The 18,241-nt window shown below is 60.7% G+C and carries 18 protein-coding genes; 9 read left to right on the plus strand and 9 right to left on the minus strand.

Features of this window, described 5'->3' with window-relative positions; all coding sequences use genetic code 11:
* Positions 1-175 precede the first annotated feature (175 nt).
* Positions 176-1,573 carry a nicotinate phosphoribosyltransferase gene (locus E9677_RS05875; protein ID WP_136557107.1) on the plus strand — a complete coding sequence of 466 codons (1,398 nt, stop codon included), beginning with the start codon at positions 176-178 and terminating at the stop codon, positions 1,571-1,573.
* Between the two features lies 1 nt (position 1,574).
* Here E9677_RS05875 and E9677_RS05880 read toward each other — a convergent pair whose 3' ends face one another.
* A complete protein-coding gene (locus tag E9677_RS05880) occupies positions 1,575-1,817 on the minus strand; it encodes a hypothetical protein (protein ID WP_136557108.1) in 243 nt (80 codons plus the stop codon).
* A gap of 236 nt (positions 1,818-2,053) precedes the next feature.
* On the opposite strand from E9677_RS05880, the gene E9677_RS25855 reads away from it, so the two are divergent.
* Positions 2,054-2,248, plus strand: coding sequence for a DUF6665 family protein (locus E9677_RS25855; protein ID WP_408014690.1), 195 nt, complete (start codon positions 2,054-2,056; stop codon positions 2,246-2,248).
* 49 nt (positions 2,249-2,297) lie between these two features.
* On the opposite strand, the gene E9677_RS05885 is transcribed toward E9677_RS25855, so the two are convergent.
* Entirely contained in the window at positions 2,298-2,921 is a 624-nt protein-coding gene (locus tag E9677_RS05885; protein ID WP_136557109.1) for a ribonuclease D, read from the minus strand.
* Positions 2,922-3,504: 583 nt separating this feature from the next.
* Between E9677_RS05885 and E9677_RS05890 the strand changes: the two genes are divergently transcribed.
* On the plus strand, positions 3,505-4,929 hold the full coding sequence (locus E9677_RS05890; protein WP_136557110.1) for a phosphomannomutase: 1,425 nt from the start codon (positions 3,505-3,507) through the stop codon (positions 4,927-4,929).
* Positions 4,930-4,981: 52 nt separating this feature from the next.
* Positions 4,982-5,734: an SDR family NAD(P)-dependent oxidoreductase gene (locus tag E9677_RS05895; protein ID WP_136557111.1), complete on the plus strand. Its 753-nt coding sequence runs from the start codon at positions 4,982-4,984 to the stop codon at positions 5,732-5,734.
* 32 nt (positions 5,735-5,766) lie between these two features.
* Here E9677_RS05895 and E9677_RS05900 read toward each other — a convergent pair whose 3' ends face one another.
* Genes E9677_RS05900 through E9677_RS05910 form a run of 3 tightly spaced genes read right to left on the minus strand, consistent with a single transcriptional unit; the run spans position 5,767 to position 9,130 of the window.
* Positions 5,767-6,984, minus strand: a complete 1,218-nt coding sequence (locus E9677_RS05900) for an SAM-dependent methyltransferase (protein WP_136557112.1) — start codon at positions 6,982-6,984, stop codon at positions 5,767-5,769.
* Positions 6,981-7,775 carry a DUF1365 domain-containing protein gene (locus E9677_RS05905; RefSeq protein WP_136557113.1) on the minus strand — a complete coding sequence of 265 codons (795 nt, stop codon included), beginning with the start codon at positions 7,773-7,775 and terminating at the stop codon, positions 6,981-6,983. The genes E9677_RS05900 and E9677_RS05905 overlap by 4 nt, the downstream gene beginning before the upstream one ends.
* Positions 7,772-9,130, minus strand: a complete 1,359-nt coding sequence (locus tag E9677_RS05910) for an NAD(P)/FAD-dependent oxidoreductase (protein WP_136557114.1) — start codon at positions 9,128-9,130, stop codon at positions 7,772-7,774. Before E9677_RS05910 ends, E9677_RS05905 begins: the two co-directional genes overlap by 4 nt.
* 244 nt (positions 9,131-9,374) lie before the next feature.
* Here E9677_RS05910 and E9677_RS05915 point away from each other — a divergent pair, with 244 nt between their 5' ends.
* The 5 genes from E9677_RS05915 to E9677_RS05935 are packed head-to-tail and all read left to right on the plus strand — an operon-like array spanning position 9,375 to position 13,725.
* Complete coding sequence (locus tag E9677_RS05915; protein ID WP_136557206.1) at positions 9,375-9,944, plus strand: sigma-70 family RNA polymerase sigma factor; 570 nt, start codon at positions 9,375-9,377, stop codon at positions 9,942-9,944.
* A complete protein-coding gene (locus tag E9677_RS05920) occupies positions 9,941-10,615 on the plus strand; it encodes a ChrR family anti-sigma-E factor (RefSeq protein ID WP_136557115.1) in 675 nt (224 codons plus the stop codon). Before E9677_RS05915 ends, E9677_RS05920 begins: the two co-directional genes overlap by 4 nt.
* Before the next feature lie 40 nt (positions 10,616-10,655).
* Complete coding sequence (locus E9677_RS05925; RefSeq protein ID WP_136557116.1) at positions 10,656-11,057, plus strand: DUF2177 family protein; 402 nt, start codon at positions 10,656-10,658, stop codon at positions 11,055-11,057.
* Positions 11,058-11,096: 39 nt separating this feature from the next.
* Positions 11,097-12,110, plus strand: coding sequence for a ligase-associated DNA damage response exonuclease (locus tag E9677_RS05930; protein ID WP_136557117.1), 1,014 nt, complete (start codon positions 11,097-11,099; stop codon positions 12,108-12,110).
* Position 12,111: 1 nt separating this feature from the next.
* Positions 12,112-13,725: a cisplatin damage response ATP-dependent DNA ligase gene (locus E9677_RS05935; protein ID WP_136557118.1), complete on the plus strand. Its 1,614-nt coding sequence runs from the start codon at positions 12,112-12,114 to the stop codon at positions 13,723-13,725.
* A 20-nt stretch (positions 13,726-13,745) separates the two neighbouring features.
* On the opposite strand, the gene glpK is transcribed toward E9677_RS05935, so the two are convergent.
* The 4 genes from glpK to E9677_RS05955 form a co-directional block, all read right to left on the minus strand.
* Positions 13,746-15,239, minus strand: a complete 1,494-nt coding sequence (gene glpK / locus E9677_RS05940) for a glycerol kinase GlpK (RefSeq protein ID WP_136557119.1) — start codon at positions 15,237-15,239, stop codon at positions 13,746-13,748.
* Positions 15,240-15,320: 81 nt separating this feature from the next.
* The gene (locus E9677_RS05945) at positions 15,321-17,039 is read right to left on the minus strand and encodes an ABC transporter substrate-binding protein (RefSeq protein ID WP_136557120.1); all 1,719 of its coding nucleotides are present in this window, start codon (positions 17,037-17,039) and stop codon (positions 15,321-15,323) included.
* 83 nt (positions 17,040-17,122) lie between these two features.
* Entirely contained in the window at positions 17,123-17,404 is a 282-nt protein-coding gene (locus E9677_RS05950) for a DUF2160 domain-containing protein (protein WP_136557121.1), read from the minus strand.
* 10 nt (positions 17,405-17,414) lie between these two features.
* Positions 17,415-18,233, minus strand: coding sequence for a carbohydrate ABC transporter permease (locus tag E9677_RS05955; RefSeq protein WP_136557122.1), 819 nt, complete (start codon positions 18,231-18,233; stop codon positions 17,415-17,417).
* Between the last annotated feature and the right edge of the window lie 8 nt (positions 18,234-18,241).

Consider the following 18,241-nt stretch of genomic DNA (forward strand, 5'->3'; position numbering starts at 1 on the left):
CGAGGACTCTACCGAGCCGCCGTGACCTGTTCCGATCCGCGATCTTCGCGCGTTATGGTTAACCAAATGCTAACGGCAAAGACCGCCGCATAAGGCTCCAGCTTCGCGCATTGATTGCCCGTCATCATGCACGCGGCGGCGGACTGTCGCCCCAATGACCAAGGACAGCGCCGGCATGACACGTAATCTTCTTCTGAACACCGACAGCTACAAGCTCGGCGTCTTTCTGCAGTATCCGAAGGACACACGGGCCGTCAGTGCGTTCGTGACCACGCGTGGCAACTCGTTTCGTCCTGAAGTGATGTTCTTCGGGCTGCAGATGTTTCTCAAGGAGTATCTGTCCAACCCGATCAGCCGAGCCGATATCGACGAGGCACAAGAAATCTCGGCGGCGCATGGCCAGCCTTTCGACCGCAGTGGCTGGGAGCATATTCTCAGCGCCCATGGAGGCATGCTGCCGCTGAGAATCGAAGCGCTGGCGGAGGGTTCGGCTATTCGCCGTGGCGTGCCGGTGGTGCAGGTGGTCAACACCGATCCGCTTGTGCCGTGGCTCACATCCTACATGGAGACAGCGCTGCTTCGGGCGGTTTGGTACCCGTCGACGGTCGCGACCACGGCATGGCGGCTGCGCATGGCGATCCAGCCATTCCTCGACAGGACGACAGACGACCCCATGGGGCTACAGCCGAGCCGGATCAGCGATTATGGCTGCCGCAGCACCTCCAGCGTGGAACAAGCCGCGATCGGTGGCGCAGCACATCTCGTCCATTTCCACAGCTCGGACTCGTTGCCGGCCATCCTGCAGGCACGCCGTTTCTACAATGCGTCAATGCCCGCCCGTTCGATCCCGGCGGCCGAGCATGGCACGATCATCGCCTGGGGGCAGACGCAGGAGACAGAGGCCTATTCGAACTTGATCGACAATTTTGCGCGCTTCGGCGGCTATTCCGTCGTGTCTGACAGCTTCGACCTGCACAATGCGGTCTCGGAGATCTGGGGCAAGACACTGCAGACCAAGGTGCGCGCCGCCGGCGGCATCCTCGTGGTCCGCCCCGACAGCGGTGATCCGATCGAAACGCCGGTCCAGGTGGTTGCGCAACTGGCTTACGCCTATGGCACGCGACTCAACGGCAAGGGCTTCAAGGTTCTCGACGGCAATGTGCGCGTGCTTCAGTCGGATGGCGTCTCGCTGCAAGATATCCAGATGATCCTCGGTCGGCTTGAAGGCATGGGCTTTTCAGCGGAGAACATTTCCTTCGGCATGGGATCGGGACTGCTGCACAAGATCAACCGGGACACCGTGTCCTTCACCATGCGCACGAGCGCCGTTCAGGACGGCAGTGAGCAGTGGCGCCCCGTGGTTCGTCGGCCCTCCAATCCGCAGGAGCGGGTCGCCATGGCCGGTCGTGTCGCGGCCATCCCCGACGGCCACGACATCATGCCGGTTCCCCTGGAAGATCTCGGCGCGCGACCCAACCTCATGAAGACGGTCTGGCAGGACGGTGAATTGCTGGTGGATTGGAGCCTGGACGAGATCCGCGCGCGGGCAACGGCCGCCAGTATGCCCCGGTAACTCAGTCGACGAGGCGCATGAAACGGGGATAGAGCCCCGCCTCGTCCGACGGCACGGGAACTCTTTCTCCTAGAGCTTCGTCGGAGCGGCTGCGCTCATCGACGATAAATGCATCCAGCCAATTGGCCGGCGCATAACGCGGTCCGTTGTCTTCGGTGTCTGCGGTCACTTCGATCAGGTCCGAGTCATAGCTGGATGGGTTACGCGATATCGAGTCGAGGAGGATACTGGATGCTTCCGTCATGGTCGCCTGATCAACGCCTTTAGTAGGACGGACAACTTGAAAAGCCCGTTCCGTTACTGATTTGCACGGGAGGATCATGCGAAGTCTCGGTTAATGAAACCTTGGCGCATGCACCCGGATTTCTCCCAGTTCTCATCCACAAGAAGATCTAGTCGTGAGCGTCAAAGCTGCCGCGCTCCTGCTTTCCTCTTCGCCGACAGGCATGATTACGAGCCAGGCGCAAGGCGGAGGCGGCGCTGGCAAGCCTCGCGAAGGTACGAGCTAAAGGCGACGCAACTACCGATCTGGATGCATTCCGTCATGCTGCGGCCAATGCCGTCTTTGCCCTCACTGTTCAGCGAGAGTTATGCGCATTTCGCAGTCAGGCCGATATGGTGCGTCGCTATGCGATCCCGAGCGACGTCACAGCGCGGGTCGGGGTAAGTCGATGACGCAAGCGACTCTAGCGAGGCTCTTCGAGCGGGAATCCAGTGCGAGATATCAGCTGTGTGCGAAGATATCGGTCTCTTCCCAACCGAGAAGGTCGAGCTTCGCGCGCGTCGGCAGGAAAGTGAAGCAAGCCTTGGCGTGCTCCATCCGCCCATCGCGCAGGAGGCGGTGCGTGAGCTTGTCACGCAGAGCATGCAGGTGCAGCACATCCGAGGCGGCGTATTCGAGCTGGGCCTGGCTCAACGTTTCCGCAGCCCAATCGGAGGATTGCTGCGCCTTGGAGATATCGATCTCCAGCAATTCCTTCAGATTGTCCTTGAGCCCGTGACGATCCGTGTAGGTACGGGTCAGCCGTGACGCAATTTTCGTGCAGAACACATTCGTCGTCGTAACGCCGAAGGTCTGAAAAAGGACAGCGATATCGAAGCGACCATAGTGGAAGATCTTCTGGCGGGCCGGGTCCGCAAGCATGGCGACAAGGTTCGGTGCGGCCGTCTGGCCGGCGGCGATCTTGATCACGTCTGCGGTGCCGTTACCGGAAGACAGCTGCACGACACAGAGACGGTCGCGGCGCGGCACCAGGCCGAGGGTCTCCGTATCGATCGCGATCGCATCGGTGTAGCGGGCGGCATCCGCGGCCGAGATGTCTCCCACGTGATAGCGAATCGTCGTCATTGGTGCCTCCGGACGTCATTTGTCGGTTCTGCCCGCTATAGCCGAAAGGCTTGGACCGCACCATCCCGCAACATGCCTCGAGCTCGGACCTGCCGCCCCGATAACAGCTCTGTGATATGCGCATGCGACAAGCGTGTGCAACGGCCATAACTGATGAAATCCTAAGCAAACGAACCTTCGTTTTCGCTGGATGGCTTGAAAAGGAAAGAGGTGAAAGCCTTTAGCGACGAGAAGCGCCGGTAGCCAAAGTGCTCATTGCTATGAGCCATGCACAAAACGCACTGCTGCGTTGCAACAACGATCATTGGCAGACCGAAGCGAGCTGGGTATAACCAAAGCATCGAAGCGGCGCACTCCTCCTCCCAGTGCCGCTCGGTAGGATCGGCAATACTCCTCCTCCTCCCAATTGCCGATCAAGTTTAAGAGCCTGGCGCATCCTCCTCCCGCGCCAGGCTCTTTTCATTTCTGCCTCATGGCACTTCCCTCAGACACACATAGACCAGACAATCGGCTTCTGCTTGATGCCGTGGGGCTATCGGCCCATATAGGGCATTCTGTTTGCAAGAGGCCGAGGAGAGCATGCATGTCGGTAAAGTTCGGGACGAGCGGCTTGAGGGGATTGTCGACGGATCTGGTGGGCTCCGTTTCCGCGCTCTATGCTACGGCATTTGCTAGGCACATGTTGGCCAGCGGGGGCCTCAAGACCGGGTCACCCGTGGTGATCGGTCGCGACTTTCGCCCCTCGAGCCCCGAGATCGCGTCCACAATCATGGCTGCCCTGAAGCGGGTCGGGCTGGAGCCCATCGACTGCGGCACCATCCCCACCCCGGCGCTCGCGCTTTATGGCGCGTCGATCGGCGCCGCGGGAATCATGGTGACGGGCTCGCATATCCCGGCCGATCGCAACGGGATCAAGTTCTATCGCCCCGATGGGGAAGTCGACAAGGTGGATGAGGAGGCGATCACACGTCTCGCTTCCGACCTCGCGGCCGATCCGGAGGCGAACCGCGTCGAAGCTGGCGCGGGGCAGGACCACGAAACCGAAGCGACCAAGCTCTTCATTGACCGCAACCTCGGCATCCTTCCGCCGGATGCACTCAAGGGCAAACGTATCGGCATCTACCAGCATAGTTCCGTTGCGCGGGACATGCTGGTCACCGTCTTCGAGCAATGCGGCGCCACTGTCTTTCCGCTCGGCCGGTCCGAGCAGTTCATCCCCGTCGATACCGAGGCCGTGTCGCCAGACACCGTCACGCAGCTCGCTCGCTGGACGGACGAACTGGCGCTCGATGCAGTGCTCTCCACCGATGGAGACGGAGACCGCCCTCTGGTGGCAGACGAACACGGCGTACCCTTGCGCGGCGACCTGCTCGGCCTGATCACCGCCCGGTTTCTCGGGGCATCCGTCGTGGCGACGCCGGTCACATCCAATTCCGGCCTCGAGATGGATGGAGGCTTTGACGTCCGGCGGACCCGGGTCGGCTCTCCGTTCGTCATCGCTGCGATGAACGACGCCTTGGCGGCAGGAAAAACCGGGGTACTCGGCTTCGAGGCCAATGGCGGCCTGATGTTGGGATCGGATATCAGGATCGGAAGCAAGGCGATCAAGGCGCTTCCGACACGCGACAGTTTCCTGCCCGCACTTGCCGTTCTCGGCACGGCGGCAGAGCGCGGCCTCTCGCTTTCGGCTCTCGTCGAAGACTTCAGCCTGCCCGTTGCGCTCAGCGACCGGCTGGAAAACTATGCCAGTGAACGCAGTGCCAGCCTGATGGCTCACCTTCGCAACTCACCGGAACAACTTGCGGCTTTCCTTGCCCCTCTTGGGGCCGTGAAGACGGTTAGTGACATCGATGGGCTGCGGGTGACGCTCGCTGACAGTCGAGTCATCCATTTCCGTCCCTCGGGCAATGCGCCGGAAATGCGCTGCTATGTGGAAGCGGCGGACAAGGAGAGTGCCGCCTCGCTTCTGCGCCAAGGACTGTCACTGCTCGAAGGCTGGAAAGTCTGAACCAGAGTGGGGGCCCCGGCGTATTGGTCATGACAGAAAAAAAGAGGATGTCATGACCAAAATCGCCTGGATTACGGGTTCCAGCTCCGGCATCGGCCGAGCCCTTGCCGAACGGCTTCTGCGGGACGGATACCGTGTCGCGGTCAGTGCACGCAGCGCCGATGCTTTGGCCGAGTTCGCGACGAGCCATCCGGGATTGGTCGGCGTTTATCCGCTAGACGTGACGGATCCGGACGCTGTGAAACGGGTCTTTACGGCGATCGAAAATGAAATGGGCGCGATCGACCTCGCGGTGTTTGCCGCAGGATCCTATACACGTGACTATGCCGAGGATTTCGCCCTGAGCCGCACGCGCCAGATGTTCGACCTCAATGTGCTCGGCACGGCATCCTGCATGGAAACGGTGATGCCGGCGATGATCGCGCGCCGCCGGGGCCACATCGCAGTCGTCGCCTCGGTTTCAGGCTATGTCGGGCTGCCGGGGGCTGCCACCTATGGCGCCACCAAGGCCGCACTCAACGTCATGTGCGAGGCGCTCTATCCCGAACTCGAACGGCACGGCGTAAAAATCACTATCGTGAATCCGGGTTTCGTCGACACACCCTTGACGGAGAAAAACGATTTCCCGATGCCGTTTCTCGTGTCGTCGGAAGAAGCAGCCGATACGATCGCCAAAGGCCTGGCGAAGGGAACGTTCGAGATCATTTTTCCGTGGAAGATGGCGCTCGCAATCCGGTTTCTTCATGCGCTTCCGCATTCGCTGCGCTTTGCGCTCACGCGCCGGATGCTGCGGCCGAAGCAGTGACCACAGCTTCGGTTCGAAATGCAAGATGAGGTTCAGGCTGGCTTTTCCAGCCTGAACTGTACGACATCAATGCGGCCGAAACGGAAACCGACGGCGCAATAATGCAGGTAGAGCCGCCACATGCGATAGAAGCGGCGATCAAAGCCGAGCGGCTCGATCTTCTGCCAATTGGCCGTGAAAGCGCTGTCCCATGCGAGCAATGTCCGGTCGTAGTCGCGGCCGAAGCGGAAGCGATCGCCGACCTTGAGTCCAGCTGCCATGGCATCTCGCTCGAAGACAGTGATCGAGGGCAGCATGCCACCCGGGAAGATATAGGTCTGGATGAAATCGGCGCTGCGGCGATAATAGTCGAAGCGGCTCTCGTCGATGGTAATCGTCTGAATCAGCGCCTTGCCGCTTGGAACCAGACGCTTCTGGACGGCCTCAAAATAGACGGGCCAGTTCTCTTCGCCGACGGCTTCAAACATCTCGATCGAAACGATCTTGTCGTACTGACCGCTGCAGTCCCGGTAGTCTTCCAGCCGGATGTCGATCCGATCGGCGAAACCCGCCTTTTCCAAGCGTTCGCGGGCAAACTTCGCCTGCTCTGTGGACAGCGTTAGGCCGGTCACCCGACACCCCGTCTTGCGGATCGCATGTTCGGCAAAGCCACCCCAGCCGCAGCCTATTTCGAGGACGTGATCGTCCGGACCAATCTGCAGTTCCTCTACAATGCGTGCGTATTTCGCCTCCTGCGCATCGGCGAGTGACATACCCGGCGCGCTGTAGAGTGCCGAGGAATAGGTCATCGTCCGGTCGAGCCAGAGCTCGTAGAAGGCGTTCCCGAGATCGTAATGATAGGCGATGTTTCGTCGGCTACCCTTTTTCGAATTGCGCCGCAGCTTGTGACGGGCACGCGCCAGTGCCTTGAAGACCGAGGACGAGGCGAGGACAGCGCCGAGCTGGGCTTCATTCGACAGGGCGAGTTCCAAAACCGCGCCGATATCTGGCGAATCGAGGTCGCCATCCATGAACGCCTGTGCGAAGCCGAGGGTGCCACCGGTCAGAATACGCAGCACCGGGCTGGCATTTCGAACGCACAGAACGGCATTGGGCCCGGGCTTTTCGCCGATCGCCACGTGCTCCCCATACCCTTCGAACTGCAGTGTCAACCGTCCGACTGCTATGCGATCGGCCCAGCGGCACATCATGCGCTGCCAGAAGGTGAGTGTGCTGACGATCGGTTGCATTTCCTGCTCGGCGTGACTCATGACTTACCCATCCCATTCTGCACGACGATCGTCGACGCAATCCTGGCTGCCGCCGGCTTGTGCCGATAGATCGGAACGCCCTTCCACCAGAGTTTCAGCGCCTCCCAATGGATGCCCCCCATCACCTTCATGGTCATCAGGGGATAGGCCACCAGCATGCGCAACAACACTCGATCCGACAAGGGGCGACGCTTGCCGGAAAAGGTTGCAAACAGCATCGGGCCGTCGGGATCGCTCTCGCCGATATTGATGGCCACATCCTCGGCGGGCGGGCTGATGCGGAAATTGTATTCGCAGTTCATCGGCATGAAGGGAGAGACATACATCTCTTTGGCGCAGCGATGGCGCAGGATGCCCGTCGCCTCGGATTCGACCGGGATCACATAGGTGTGGCGCTCGTTGAAAGTGTTGCACACCTCGTAGAGCACGCCCGCAAGCTGGCCTTCGGGCCGGCAGCAGAAATAGACCGTGATCGGGTTGAAGACGTAGCCGAGGATCCGCGGATAGCAGAGCATCCGGATCTTCCAGCCGCCGCCGTCAAGCCCGGCGGCCGCGAGACTTTCCTCAACCCAGGACCGCAACTCGCCCGTTCGCCCATTGCCGTGATCGGCATCGTGCACGGAATAGAGGGCGGACTTGTTGTAGCCGAACAGGCGGAGTTTCTCGTTCAACTGGTCGATCTCGTCGAGGTCGACCAGCAGCGAAAACACGCTGTAGCGGAGGCTGTGCTTCCTCGGCCGGCTGCGCGCATGCAGCACATGGCCGGCATAGATGGCGGAGTGCTCAATCATTCCGCAGCCTCGAGCTCGCGGTTGATGACAATGCGGCCGGACTCGTTTTCGACCGACCATGGACGGCGACCGCCGCCGAGAGCTTCGGCAACCGCAAGCCCGGCCTGCAATCCGTCTTCATGAAAGCCGCTCCCGAAGTAGGCGCCGCAGAACCAGGTGTTGCGGCGGCCCTGGAGCTGCCAGATGCGGCGCTGAGCGCGGATGGCCGCGACGTCGAAGAGCGGATGTTCGTAATTGAAGGTCTTGATGATCTTCGAGGGGTCGATCGGACGGCAGGGGTTGAGCGTGACGAAGAGCGGCGTCGCCGGATCGAGAGACTGCAGCATGTTCATCCAGTAGGTGACGCAGAGCGTGTCGCTGGAATCTGCCTGCTTCTCGGCCACATAGTTCCAGCTAGACCACACCGACTTACGCTTCGGCATCAGGCGCTCATCGGAATGCAAGACAGCGAGGTTCGGTGTGTACTGGAAGGATTCCAGCACCTCCCGCTCCTCCCGGTCAGCATCTTCGAGCAGGTCCAGGCTCTGGTTCGCATGCGTTGCGAACACCACGTCGTCGAATGTATCGACACCGCCGCGGATATCGGTCACCTCGACGCCGGCGCTCCCGCGCCTCACGCCTGTCACCGCGGTTGAGAGGCGGACTTCGCCCGAAAAGTCGGCGAGAATGCGGGTTACATATTCGCGGCTGCCGCCCTTGACCGTACGCCAGCGCGGACGATCCTTGAGTGTCAGAAGTCCGTGGTTGGCGAAGAAGCGGATGAAGGCGTGAAGCGGATAAAGGCGCATCTCCGAAGCCGTCGTCGACCAAATGGCAGCCCCCATCGGCAGCAGATGGTCCTCCACAAAGGTCGGCGCATAGTCGGCGGATGCCAGGTAGTCGCCGAGCGACACGCCTTCCAGTTCGCGCCGGTCGAGAAGGGCCGGTGCTTCCTTGTAGAAACGCAGGATATCCTTGACCATGCGCCAGAAGCGCGGGCGCAGAATGTTCGATTTCTGCCCGAAGAGCCCAGAGAGACCCGAACCAGAATATTCGAATGCACCTCCGCCGAGCGAGGCGGCGAATGACATGTTCGACGGCAAGGTCGGCACGTCGAGATGTTCGAACAGCTTCACGAGATTGGGGTAGTTGCGGTCATTGTAGACAATGAAGCCGGTATCGACGGGAATGTCCTTGGCATCACCTGGCGCCAGTACCGTGTTGGAGTGGCCACCTGGACGATCTTCCGTTTCGTAGAGGACGACATCCATGGTCTTGGATAGAAGCCAGGCGCAGGAGAGACCCGATATTCCCGAACCGATGACCGCAATCCTGCGTTTACCGCCGAATGCGGCCTTCGAAACACCAATGTCCATTCCCTGCCCTTTACCGACTGTTCTATTTAAGGGTTTTGCCCATGACTACGCATGGCATTCGGCAATGGATCGATCGATGCGAATAAAATCGAATGCAGTGATCCGGGCAAAGAGAGGTGGCGTAGACCCCTTCATGATGATGAACGCGATACACATCTCGGCTGATGCGTGCCAGAATGACCCCGGGCGAACCGCGCGGCACCAGGTCGTTGCGCCGCTCAAACGAGGGAAAAAAAGCGTTTCGATGACCGAGTCGGTGGAAGAACTGGACCAGCGTAAATTTTCGCAACTTTTGGCCGCAGTGGGCCGTGATCGTGACATCGAAGCTTTCGAGACGATCTTCAAGTATTACGGACCTAAAGTGCGTGCCTATATGGCAAAGCTCGCCCGCGACGGGCAGGCGGCCGAGGAATTGATGCAAGAGACCATGCTCGCGGTCTGGAACAAGGCCGAGCAATTCGATCCTAACCGGGGCAATGTCTCGAGCTGGATCTTCACGATCGCGAGAAACCTGCGGATCGACGCGTTCCGTCGAGAGAGACGGCCGACGTTCGACCCGACCGATCCGGCGTTCGTCCCGGATGACGTGCCGCCGGCCGATATAGAATTCGAAACGCGCCAGGAAGCCGATCGCCTTCGTCGCGCCATGGAAACCCTACCACCCGAACAGCTCGAACTCCTCAAAATGTCATTCTACAGAGAAGCATCTCACAGCACGATCGCAGCCGAACTCGGCCTGCCGATGGGAACCGTCAAATCACGCATTCGGCTGGCCTTCGCCAAGCTGCGTGCAGCACTGGAGGAGCGGGCATGACGCTCCACGTCCAACATCATATCAGCGACGAACTGCTGCTCGACTATGCCACGGGCAACTTGGCCGAAGGCTGGAGCATCGCTGTTGCGACGCATCTGGCGCTGTGCCCGACCTGCCGTGACCGGCTGTCTTTCATGGAGCATACCGGCGGGCAGCTGCTCGAAGCGGCAGAAGAAGCAGAGACTGTGGCGACACCGGCAGACAGTTGGGCTGCGATGAAGGCAAAGCTTTCTGCAGCGAGCTCGAAGTCATATGCGGCTGAGCCGGTTGCAGCGCCCGCGGACATTCCGGTTCTTCCCGAACCTTTGCGCTCCTATCTCGGCGGCGATGTCGAGGGCCTGAAATGGAAGGCGCTCGGGCGTGGCGCATACCATATCCCGATCAAGACGGGCGATTCGGAAAGTCAGGTTCGCCTTCTCAAGATCCCGGCGGGCAAGCCCGTGCCGGAGCATTCTCATGGCGGGCGTGAACTGACGCTGGTGCTGAAGGGCGCCTTCACCGATGGCGCGACCGTTTTCAAGCGGGGCGACATCGAAGAGGCCGACGAGACACTGACACATCAGCCGGTTGCGACGCCGGACGAGGACTGCATCTGTCTCGCCGTGACCGACGCACCGCTGAAGTTCAAGAGTCTGCTTGTTCGGCTCGTCCAGCCGGTACTCGGAATCTGATGGAAGGCCGGGCCGGAGCCCGGCCCGGGGGAGAAGTCCAATGGCTTATGTGATTGCCTATATCTCGACGGCCGTGGTCTTCTTCGCGCTCGATTTTCTGTGGCTCACGCGCATCGCGATCGGTTTCTACCGCCAACATATCGGAACCCTGCTCTTGGCGACGCCGAACTTCGCGCCGGCCGGAATTTTCTATCTGTTCTACGTCATCGGTCTCGTCTATTTCGCCGTCATGCCGGCCGTTTCTGCCGGCAGCCTGCTGACGGCAATATTCAACGGAGCGCTGCTCGGCCTGCTCGCCTACGGCACCTATGACATGACCAATCTTGCCACGCTGAAGGGCTGGTCTCTGCAGGTAAGCCTCGTCGACATGGCATGGGGTGCGTTTCTCTCGGCAACCGCTTGCGCTGCAGGTTATCTCGCCGTCTCACGCTTTGCGCAGTGACTGCTGGAAGGGGGTCTTCCGGCGCCCTATGTTCTCGGCATGATCAAGCCGGACCTTCTTCTCCATCCGACACCCGGCGGGCTTTACTGCCCGCTGGGTGATTTTTTTGTCGATCCGGTCCGCCCTGTCGACCGGGCGCTGATCACCCACGGCCACTCCGATCACGCCCGTTCCGGCCACACCCACGTGCTTGCCACCCGGCAGACCCTCGACATCATGGCGATACGCTACGGTGAGGATTTCTGCGGCACGTCGCAGAGCGCTGGCTTCGGCGAAACCATTTTGGTCAATGGGGTTTCCGTCCGCTTTCACCCGGCCGGTCATGTGCTGGGCTCGGCACAGATCGAGATCGAGGCACAGGGCACAAAGATTGTCGTATCCGGTGACTACAAGCGGGGGGCGGATCCGACCTGCGCGAGCTTCGAGCCTGTGCCCTGTGATGTCTTCATCACGGAAGCGACGTTCGGCCTGCCAGTCTTTCACCATCCGGAGCCCCGGCTGGAAATCCAGAAGCTCCTGACCTCGCTGCAGCAGTTTCCCGAGCGCAGCCATCTGATCGGGGCATATGCGCTCGGCAAGGCACAACGGGTGATCTCGCTCATCCGGCGCGGCGGCTACGAGAAGCCGATCTACATCCATGGCTCGATGGCGCGGCTCTGCGACTACTACACCGAGCAAGGCGTGGAACTGGGAGACCTCAGGCCAGCCACGACCGAGGACAAGAAGTCGGGCAGTTTCAAGGGTGCCGTCGTGATCGGCCCTCCCTCGGCCTTCAACGACCGCTGGGCGCGGCGATTCGAGGATCCGCTCGCCATCTTCGCCTCCGGCTGGATGATGGTGCGACAAAGGGCAAAGCAGCGCGGGGTCGAACTGCCGCTTGTCATCTCCGACCACTGTGACTGGCCGGAACTTCTCGACACGATCCGCGAGGTCGGCCCTCAGGAGGTCTGGGTGACCCATGGGCGGGAGGAAGCATTGGTGCGCTGGTGTGAGCTGTCCGGCATCAAGGCTCGGCCGTTGCACCTCGTCGGCTACGAAGACGAGGGAGACTGAGATGAAGGCCTTTGCCCGCCTCCTCGATCGCCTGGTGCTGACCCCCAGCCGCAACGGCAAGCTGACGCTGCTGGTGGACTATTTCCGGCAGACGCCCGATCCCGACCGCGGCTATGCGCTGGCCGCGCTCACCGATGGGCTCGACATCAAAGGCGTGAAGCCAGCACTCCTGAAGGAATTGGTGCTAGAGCGGATGGACCCGATCCTGTTCCAGTATTCCTATGACTACGTGGGTGACCTTGCCGAGACCATCTCGCTGGTCTGGGAACCGCAGGCTCTGGAAGCTGCAGACGAGGAGAACCTCGAAAGCCTGTCAAAGATCGTCGAACGGCTTCAGCGGCTGGGGCGCAACGAAACGCGCTCCGTCATGCGTGACCTCTTTGACAGGCTCGACACATCCGAGCGGTTCGCCCTGATCAAGCTCGTGACCGGGGGGCTTCGAATTGGCGTCTCGTCGCGCCTCACCAAGCAGGCGCTGGCGCTTTTCGGCGACAAGGACGTCGTTGACATCGAGAGCCTCTGGCATGGGCTGACGCCACCTTACACAGAGCTCTTCGCCTGGCTGGAGAACTGGGTCGAGAAGCCCATCTTGTCGACGCCGGCGATCTTTCATTCCGTCATGCTCTCGACGCCGATCGAAGACAGGGATCTGCCCAATCTCGATCCAAACGACTTCGCTGCCGAATGGAAGTGGGACGGCATTCGCGTGCAGCTCTCCTGCTCCGGCGGGAAGAGCCGGCTCTATTCGCGCTCCGGCGACGAGATCTCGGGGGCGTTTCCTGACATCATCGAGGCAGCAAAGTTCGAGGGCGTGATCGACGGCGAACTGCTCGTCGGCGGGACGTCGCGGACGAATGCGCCGACGCGCACTTTTTCCGATCTCCAACAGCGGCTCAATCGCAAGACGGTCACGGCCAAGATGCTGGAGGACTTTCCAGTGTTCATCCGCGCCTATGACATCCTGTTCGATGGTGATGTCGATGTGCGGCCCGAGACCTTCCTCACACGTCGTGAACGCTTAAGCGCCCTCGTCGAGCAACAGGAGCCACGGCGGTTCGATCTCTCGCCGCTTGTTTCCTTCTCGAGCTGGGCGCAGCTGGAACAGTTGCGATCCGCCCCACCAGATCCTGTGATCGAAGGGGTGATGCTGAAACGCCTGGACAGCAGCTACCAGGCCGGACGCGCCAAAGGGCCGTGGTTCAAGTGGAAGCGCGACCCGATGAATGCCGATGCCGTGCTGATGTATGCCCAGCGCGGCCACGGCAAACGCTCCAGCTACTATTCGGATTTCACCTTCGGCGTCTGGACGGCGATCCCCGGCGAAGGGGATGTACTCGTGCCGGTCGGCAAGGCTTATTTTGGCTTCACCGACGAGGAGCTGGAAGTGCTCGACCGGTTCGTGCGCAACAATACGGTGGAGCGCTTCGGCCCGGTTCGCAGCCTGAGGGCAGAACCCGAGCATGGCTTTGTCGTCGAGGTGGCCTTCGAGGGGCTGGCGCGATCGACGCGGCACAAATCTGGGATCGCGATGCGGTTTCCCCGCATCGCACGGCTGAGGCAGGATAAGCTGCCGAAGGATGCCGATCGCCTGGAGACGCTGGTCGCGATGCTCTGACGGCTAGCGTGTGTCCAGGGTTAGCGCGTGGTCAGGCAGCGGGAGACGCTGTCCTGCCAGCCAGCGATAGCTGCTTCCAGTTCGGTTACATCCATACCCGGCTCGAAGCGGCGATCGCGCTTCCAGGTCGCGGCAAAGCCCTTCTGGTCGGGCCAGAGGCCGGCACGGGAGCCGGCGAGCCAGGCGGCGCCGAGCACCGTGGTTTCGAGAACCACGGGACGATCGACGGGGGCGGCCAGGATGTCGGCCAGTCTCTGCATCGTCCAGTCGGAGGCGACCATGCCGCCATCGACGCGGAGCACCGTCTTCGACGCGCTGCCGTTCCAGTCCTTCTTCATCGCCTCCAGGAGGTCATGGGTCTGGTAGGCGACGCTCTCAAGCACGGCGCGGGCGAATTCGGCCGGGCCCGTGCCACGGGTCAGGCCGAAGATCGCACCCCGGGCATCGGCATCCCAATGGGGTGCGCCAAGCCCGGTAAAGGCCGGCACGAGATAGACGCGCTGATGCGGATCGGCCTTGCTGGCGAGCGCATCCGTTTCCGAAGCAACTTTCACAAAGCCCATCTGGTCGCGCAGCCACTGGACGGCGGCACCCGCAATGAAGATCGAGCCCTCAAGTGCGTAGGTGGTCTCGCCGTTCAGGCGATAGGCAATAGTAGTTAAAAGCCGGTTCGAGGAAGCGACGCGGTCCGGTCCGGTGTTCAGCAGCGCAAAGCAGCCTGTGCCATAGGTGGACTTCATCATGCCGGGCTCGAAGCAAGCATTGCCGATGACGGCGGCCTGCTGGTCTCCGGCGACGCCGAGGATCGGAATTTCGGCACCCAGCACCGAAGCATCCGTGATGCCGAAGTCATCGGCGCAGTCCTTGACCTCCGGCAGCATGGCGCGCGGGATCTCGAGGATGGACAGAAGCTCGTCATCGAAGCGGTTTTCGCCGATGTCATAGATCAGAGTGCGCGAGGCATTCGTCGCGTCGGTCGCGTGGACCTTGCCGCCGGTCAACTTGTAGATGAGCCAGCTATCGACCGTACCGAAGCAGATCTCGCCTTTCTCGGCGCGGGCCTTCAGGCCGTCGGCATTCTTCAAGAGCCAGGAGAGCTTGGTTCCTGAGAAGTAGGGATCGAGCAGCAGGCCGGTCTTTTCGGTGAAGAGCGGTTCCAGGCCCTTATGTTTCAGTTCATCGCAGAAACGGGCGGTGCGGCGGTCCTGCCAAACAATGGCACGGTGGACCGGCTGGCCGGTCTCGCGGTCCCAGACGACGACAGTTTCGCGCTGGTTGGTGATGCCGATCGCCGTCACATCGCCGATCTTGATCTTGGCGGCAGCGAGCGCCTTTTCGATGGTCGAAAGCACGCTCTGCCAGATCTCGTCCGCATCATGCTCGACCCATCCGGAATCCGGAAAATGCTGGGTGAACTCCTGCTGGGCGACGCCGACAATGTGCATCTCGTGATCAAAGATCATCGAGCGGGTCGAGGTCGTTCCCTGGTCGATGGCCAGAATGTAACCGCTCATCAGGCTGAAACTCCTTAAGTGAAGAAGCCGGGGCGTAGTTTGCGCCCCGGCGATTGTCAATTCAGCGGCGATCGCCGATCGTTACTGCCAGCTCTTCACGAGCTCGTCGTAATTGACCGTCATCGGCTGTTCCTTCTCGTTCTCGATCTTCAGCTGAGGAGCGAGATTACCCTTGGCAACTGCATCGGCATTCCACTCTTCGAGGGTCTTTTCCTCGGCAAGCTTCGGACCGATATCGCCCTGAACGCCAGCGCGTTCGAGACGCTCCATCACCTTTTCCTGCTCAGCGCAGAGCGAGTCCATGGCTTCCTGGGCGGTCTTGGCGCCGGAAGAAGCGTCACCGATTGCCTGCCACCAGAGCTGAGCCAGCTTCGGATAGTCAGGGACGTTGGTGCCGGTCGGCGACCACTGCAGGCGAGCCGGCGAGCGGTAGAATTCGACCAGACCGCCGAGCTTCGGAGCGCGATCTGTGAAGGACTGGTGATCGAGGGTCGACTGACGGATGAAGGTCAGGCCGACATGGCTCTTCTTCACGTCGATGGTCTTCGAGGTGACGAACTGCGCATAGAGCCAGGCAGCCTTTGCACGATCTTCCGGGGTGGACTTCATCAACGTCCAGGAACCTGCGTCCTGATAGCCGAGCTTCATGCCGTCTTTCCAGTAGACGCCATGCGGGCTCGGAGCGAAGCGCCACTTCGGCGTACCGTCCTCGTTCACGACCGGCAGGCCTTCCTTGACGAAGTCGGCCGTGAAGGCAGTGTAGGTGAACATCTGCTGGGCGACTTCACCCTGCGACGGCACCGGACCGGATTCGGAGAAGGTCATGCCCTGGGCGGCTGGCGGCGCGTATTTCGTCATCCATTCGAGATACTTCTCGATGGCATAGACGGAGGCCGGGCCGTTGGTATCGCCGCCACGTGCGACGCAGGAGCCGACCGGACGAGAATTCTCGTCGACCTTGATGCCCCATTCGTCGACCGGAAGGCCGTTCGGAATGCCCTTGTCGCCGTTGCCGGCCATGGAGAGCCAGGCATCGGTGAAGCGCCAGCCGAGTGACGGGTCCTTCTTACCGTAGTCCATGTGGCCGAAGACCTTCTTGCCGTCGATTTCGCGACCGGTGAAGAATTCGGCGATGTCCTCGTAAGCCGACCAGTTGACCGGTACGCCGAGATCGTAGCCGTACTTTGCCTTGAAGTCGGCCTTGTTCTTCTCGTCGTTGAACCAGTCGTAGCGGAAGAAGTAGAGGTTGGCGAACTGCTGGGTCGGAAGTTGGTAGAGCTTACCATCAGGGGCAGTCGTGAAGGACTTGCCGATGAAGTCGTCGATGTCGAGGGTCGGGCTGGTGACGTCCTTGCCTTCGTTCGCCATCCAGTCAGTCAGGTTACGGACCTGCTGGTAGCGCCAATGGGTGCCGATCAGGTCGGAGTCATTGATGTAGGCGTCATAAATGTTTTCGCCCGACTGCATCTGCGTCTGCAGTTTTTCGACGACGTCACCTTCACCGATCAGGTCATGGGTGATCTTGATGCCGGTGATGGCGGTGAAGGCCGGAGCGAGGACCTTCGATTCATATTCATGCGTGGTGATGGTTTCGGAGACGACCTTGATCTCCATGCCGGCGAAAGGCTTCGCAGCATCGATGAACCACTGCATTTCGGCTTCCTGTGTGGCACGATCGAGTGCCGACATGTCGCCGACCTCGGCGTCCAGGAATGTCTTCGCCGCTTCCATATCGGCAAAGGCGGCGCCCGTCATAGCCAGAAGCATGGCGGCCGTCGTCGTCAAAAGGTGCTTTCGCATAGTTTCCTCCCTAAGGTTGCGAATGCGTTCAGTTTGTAGTCCCGAGGATGGCGACCTCCCGCCGCCATCCATCTTGTCTTGCCCTAGACGAAGCGGAAAACGCCGATGGCGTAGACCACGGACAGGGCGAGAGCCCACCACAGGTTCGGTCCGATGAGACCGAGCCAAGCGAGATTGATGAAAGCCGACCCGAGCAGCGACACAAACAGACGGTCACCGCGGGTCGTCTCGAAGCGCAGGATGCCGGTCCGTGGATTGCCGCCGGGGGAAAGATATTCCCAGACCGCCATCGACAGGATCAGGCTAAAGATCACGACGAAGAAAATCGTCGTCGGCATCGTCCAGGCCATCCATGTAAAGTCCATCGGAACCTCCTCAGACGCGGCCCAGGGCAAAGCCCTTGGCGATGTAGTTGCGGACGAAATAGATGACGAGCGCTCCGGGTATGATCGTGAGCACGCCGGCCGCAGCCAGCACGCCCCAGTCCATGCCCGAGGCAGACACCGTTCGCGTCATGATGGCGGCGATCGGTTTGGCATCGGTGGTCGTCAGGGTCCGGGCGATCAGGAGCTCGACCCAGGAGAACATGAAGCAGAAGAAGGCGGCGACACCGATGCCCGAGGCGATCAACGGCATGAAGATCTTTACGAAGAAACGCGGGAAAGAATAGCCGTCGATATAAGCGGTCTCGTCGATCTCCTTCGGCACGCCCGACATGAAGCCTTCGAGGATCCAGACAGCCAGCGGCACGTTGAACAGGCAGTGCGCGATGGCGACGGCGATATGCGTGTCGATCAATCCAAAGGCGGAATACAGCTGGAAGAAGGGAAGCGCAAAGACGGCCGGCGGCGCCATTCGGTTTGTCAGCAGCCAGAAGAACAGATGCTTATCACCAAGGAAGCGATACCGTGAGAAGGCATAGGCTGCCGGAAGGGCCGCCGCGACCGCGATCACCGTGTTCATACACACATAGATGATCGAGTTGATATAGCCCTTGTACCACGACGGATCGGTAAAGATTACCGCGTAGTTGGCGATTGTCGGATTGACGGGCCAGAGCGAGAAGGCGCCGGTGATCTCCGCATTCGTCTTGAAGCTCATGTTGACGAGCCAATAGATCGGCAGGAGCAGGAAGATGATGTAGATCGTCGGAACCAGAAAGCCGAGGCCGGTGCGGTTGTCAGTGCTTTTCATCGGTATCT

The organism is Peteryoungia rhizophila (genome assembly GCF_004912145.1).
In the GTDB taxonomy this organism is placed as follows: Bacteria; Pseudomonadota; Alphaproteobacteria; order Rhizobiales; family Rhizobiaceae; genus Allorhizobium; species Allorhizobium rhizophilum.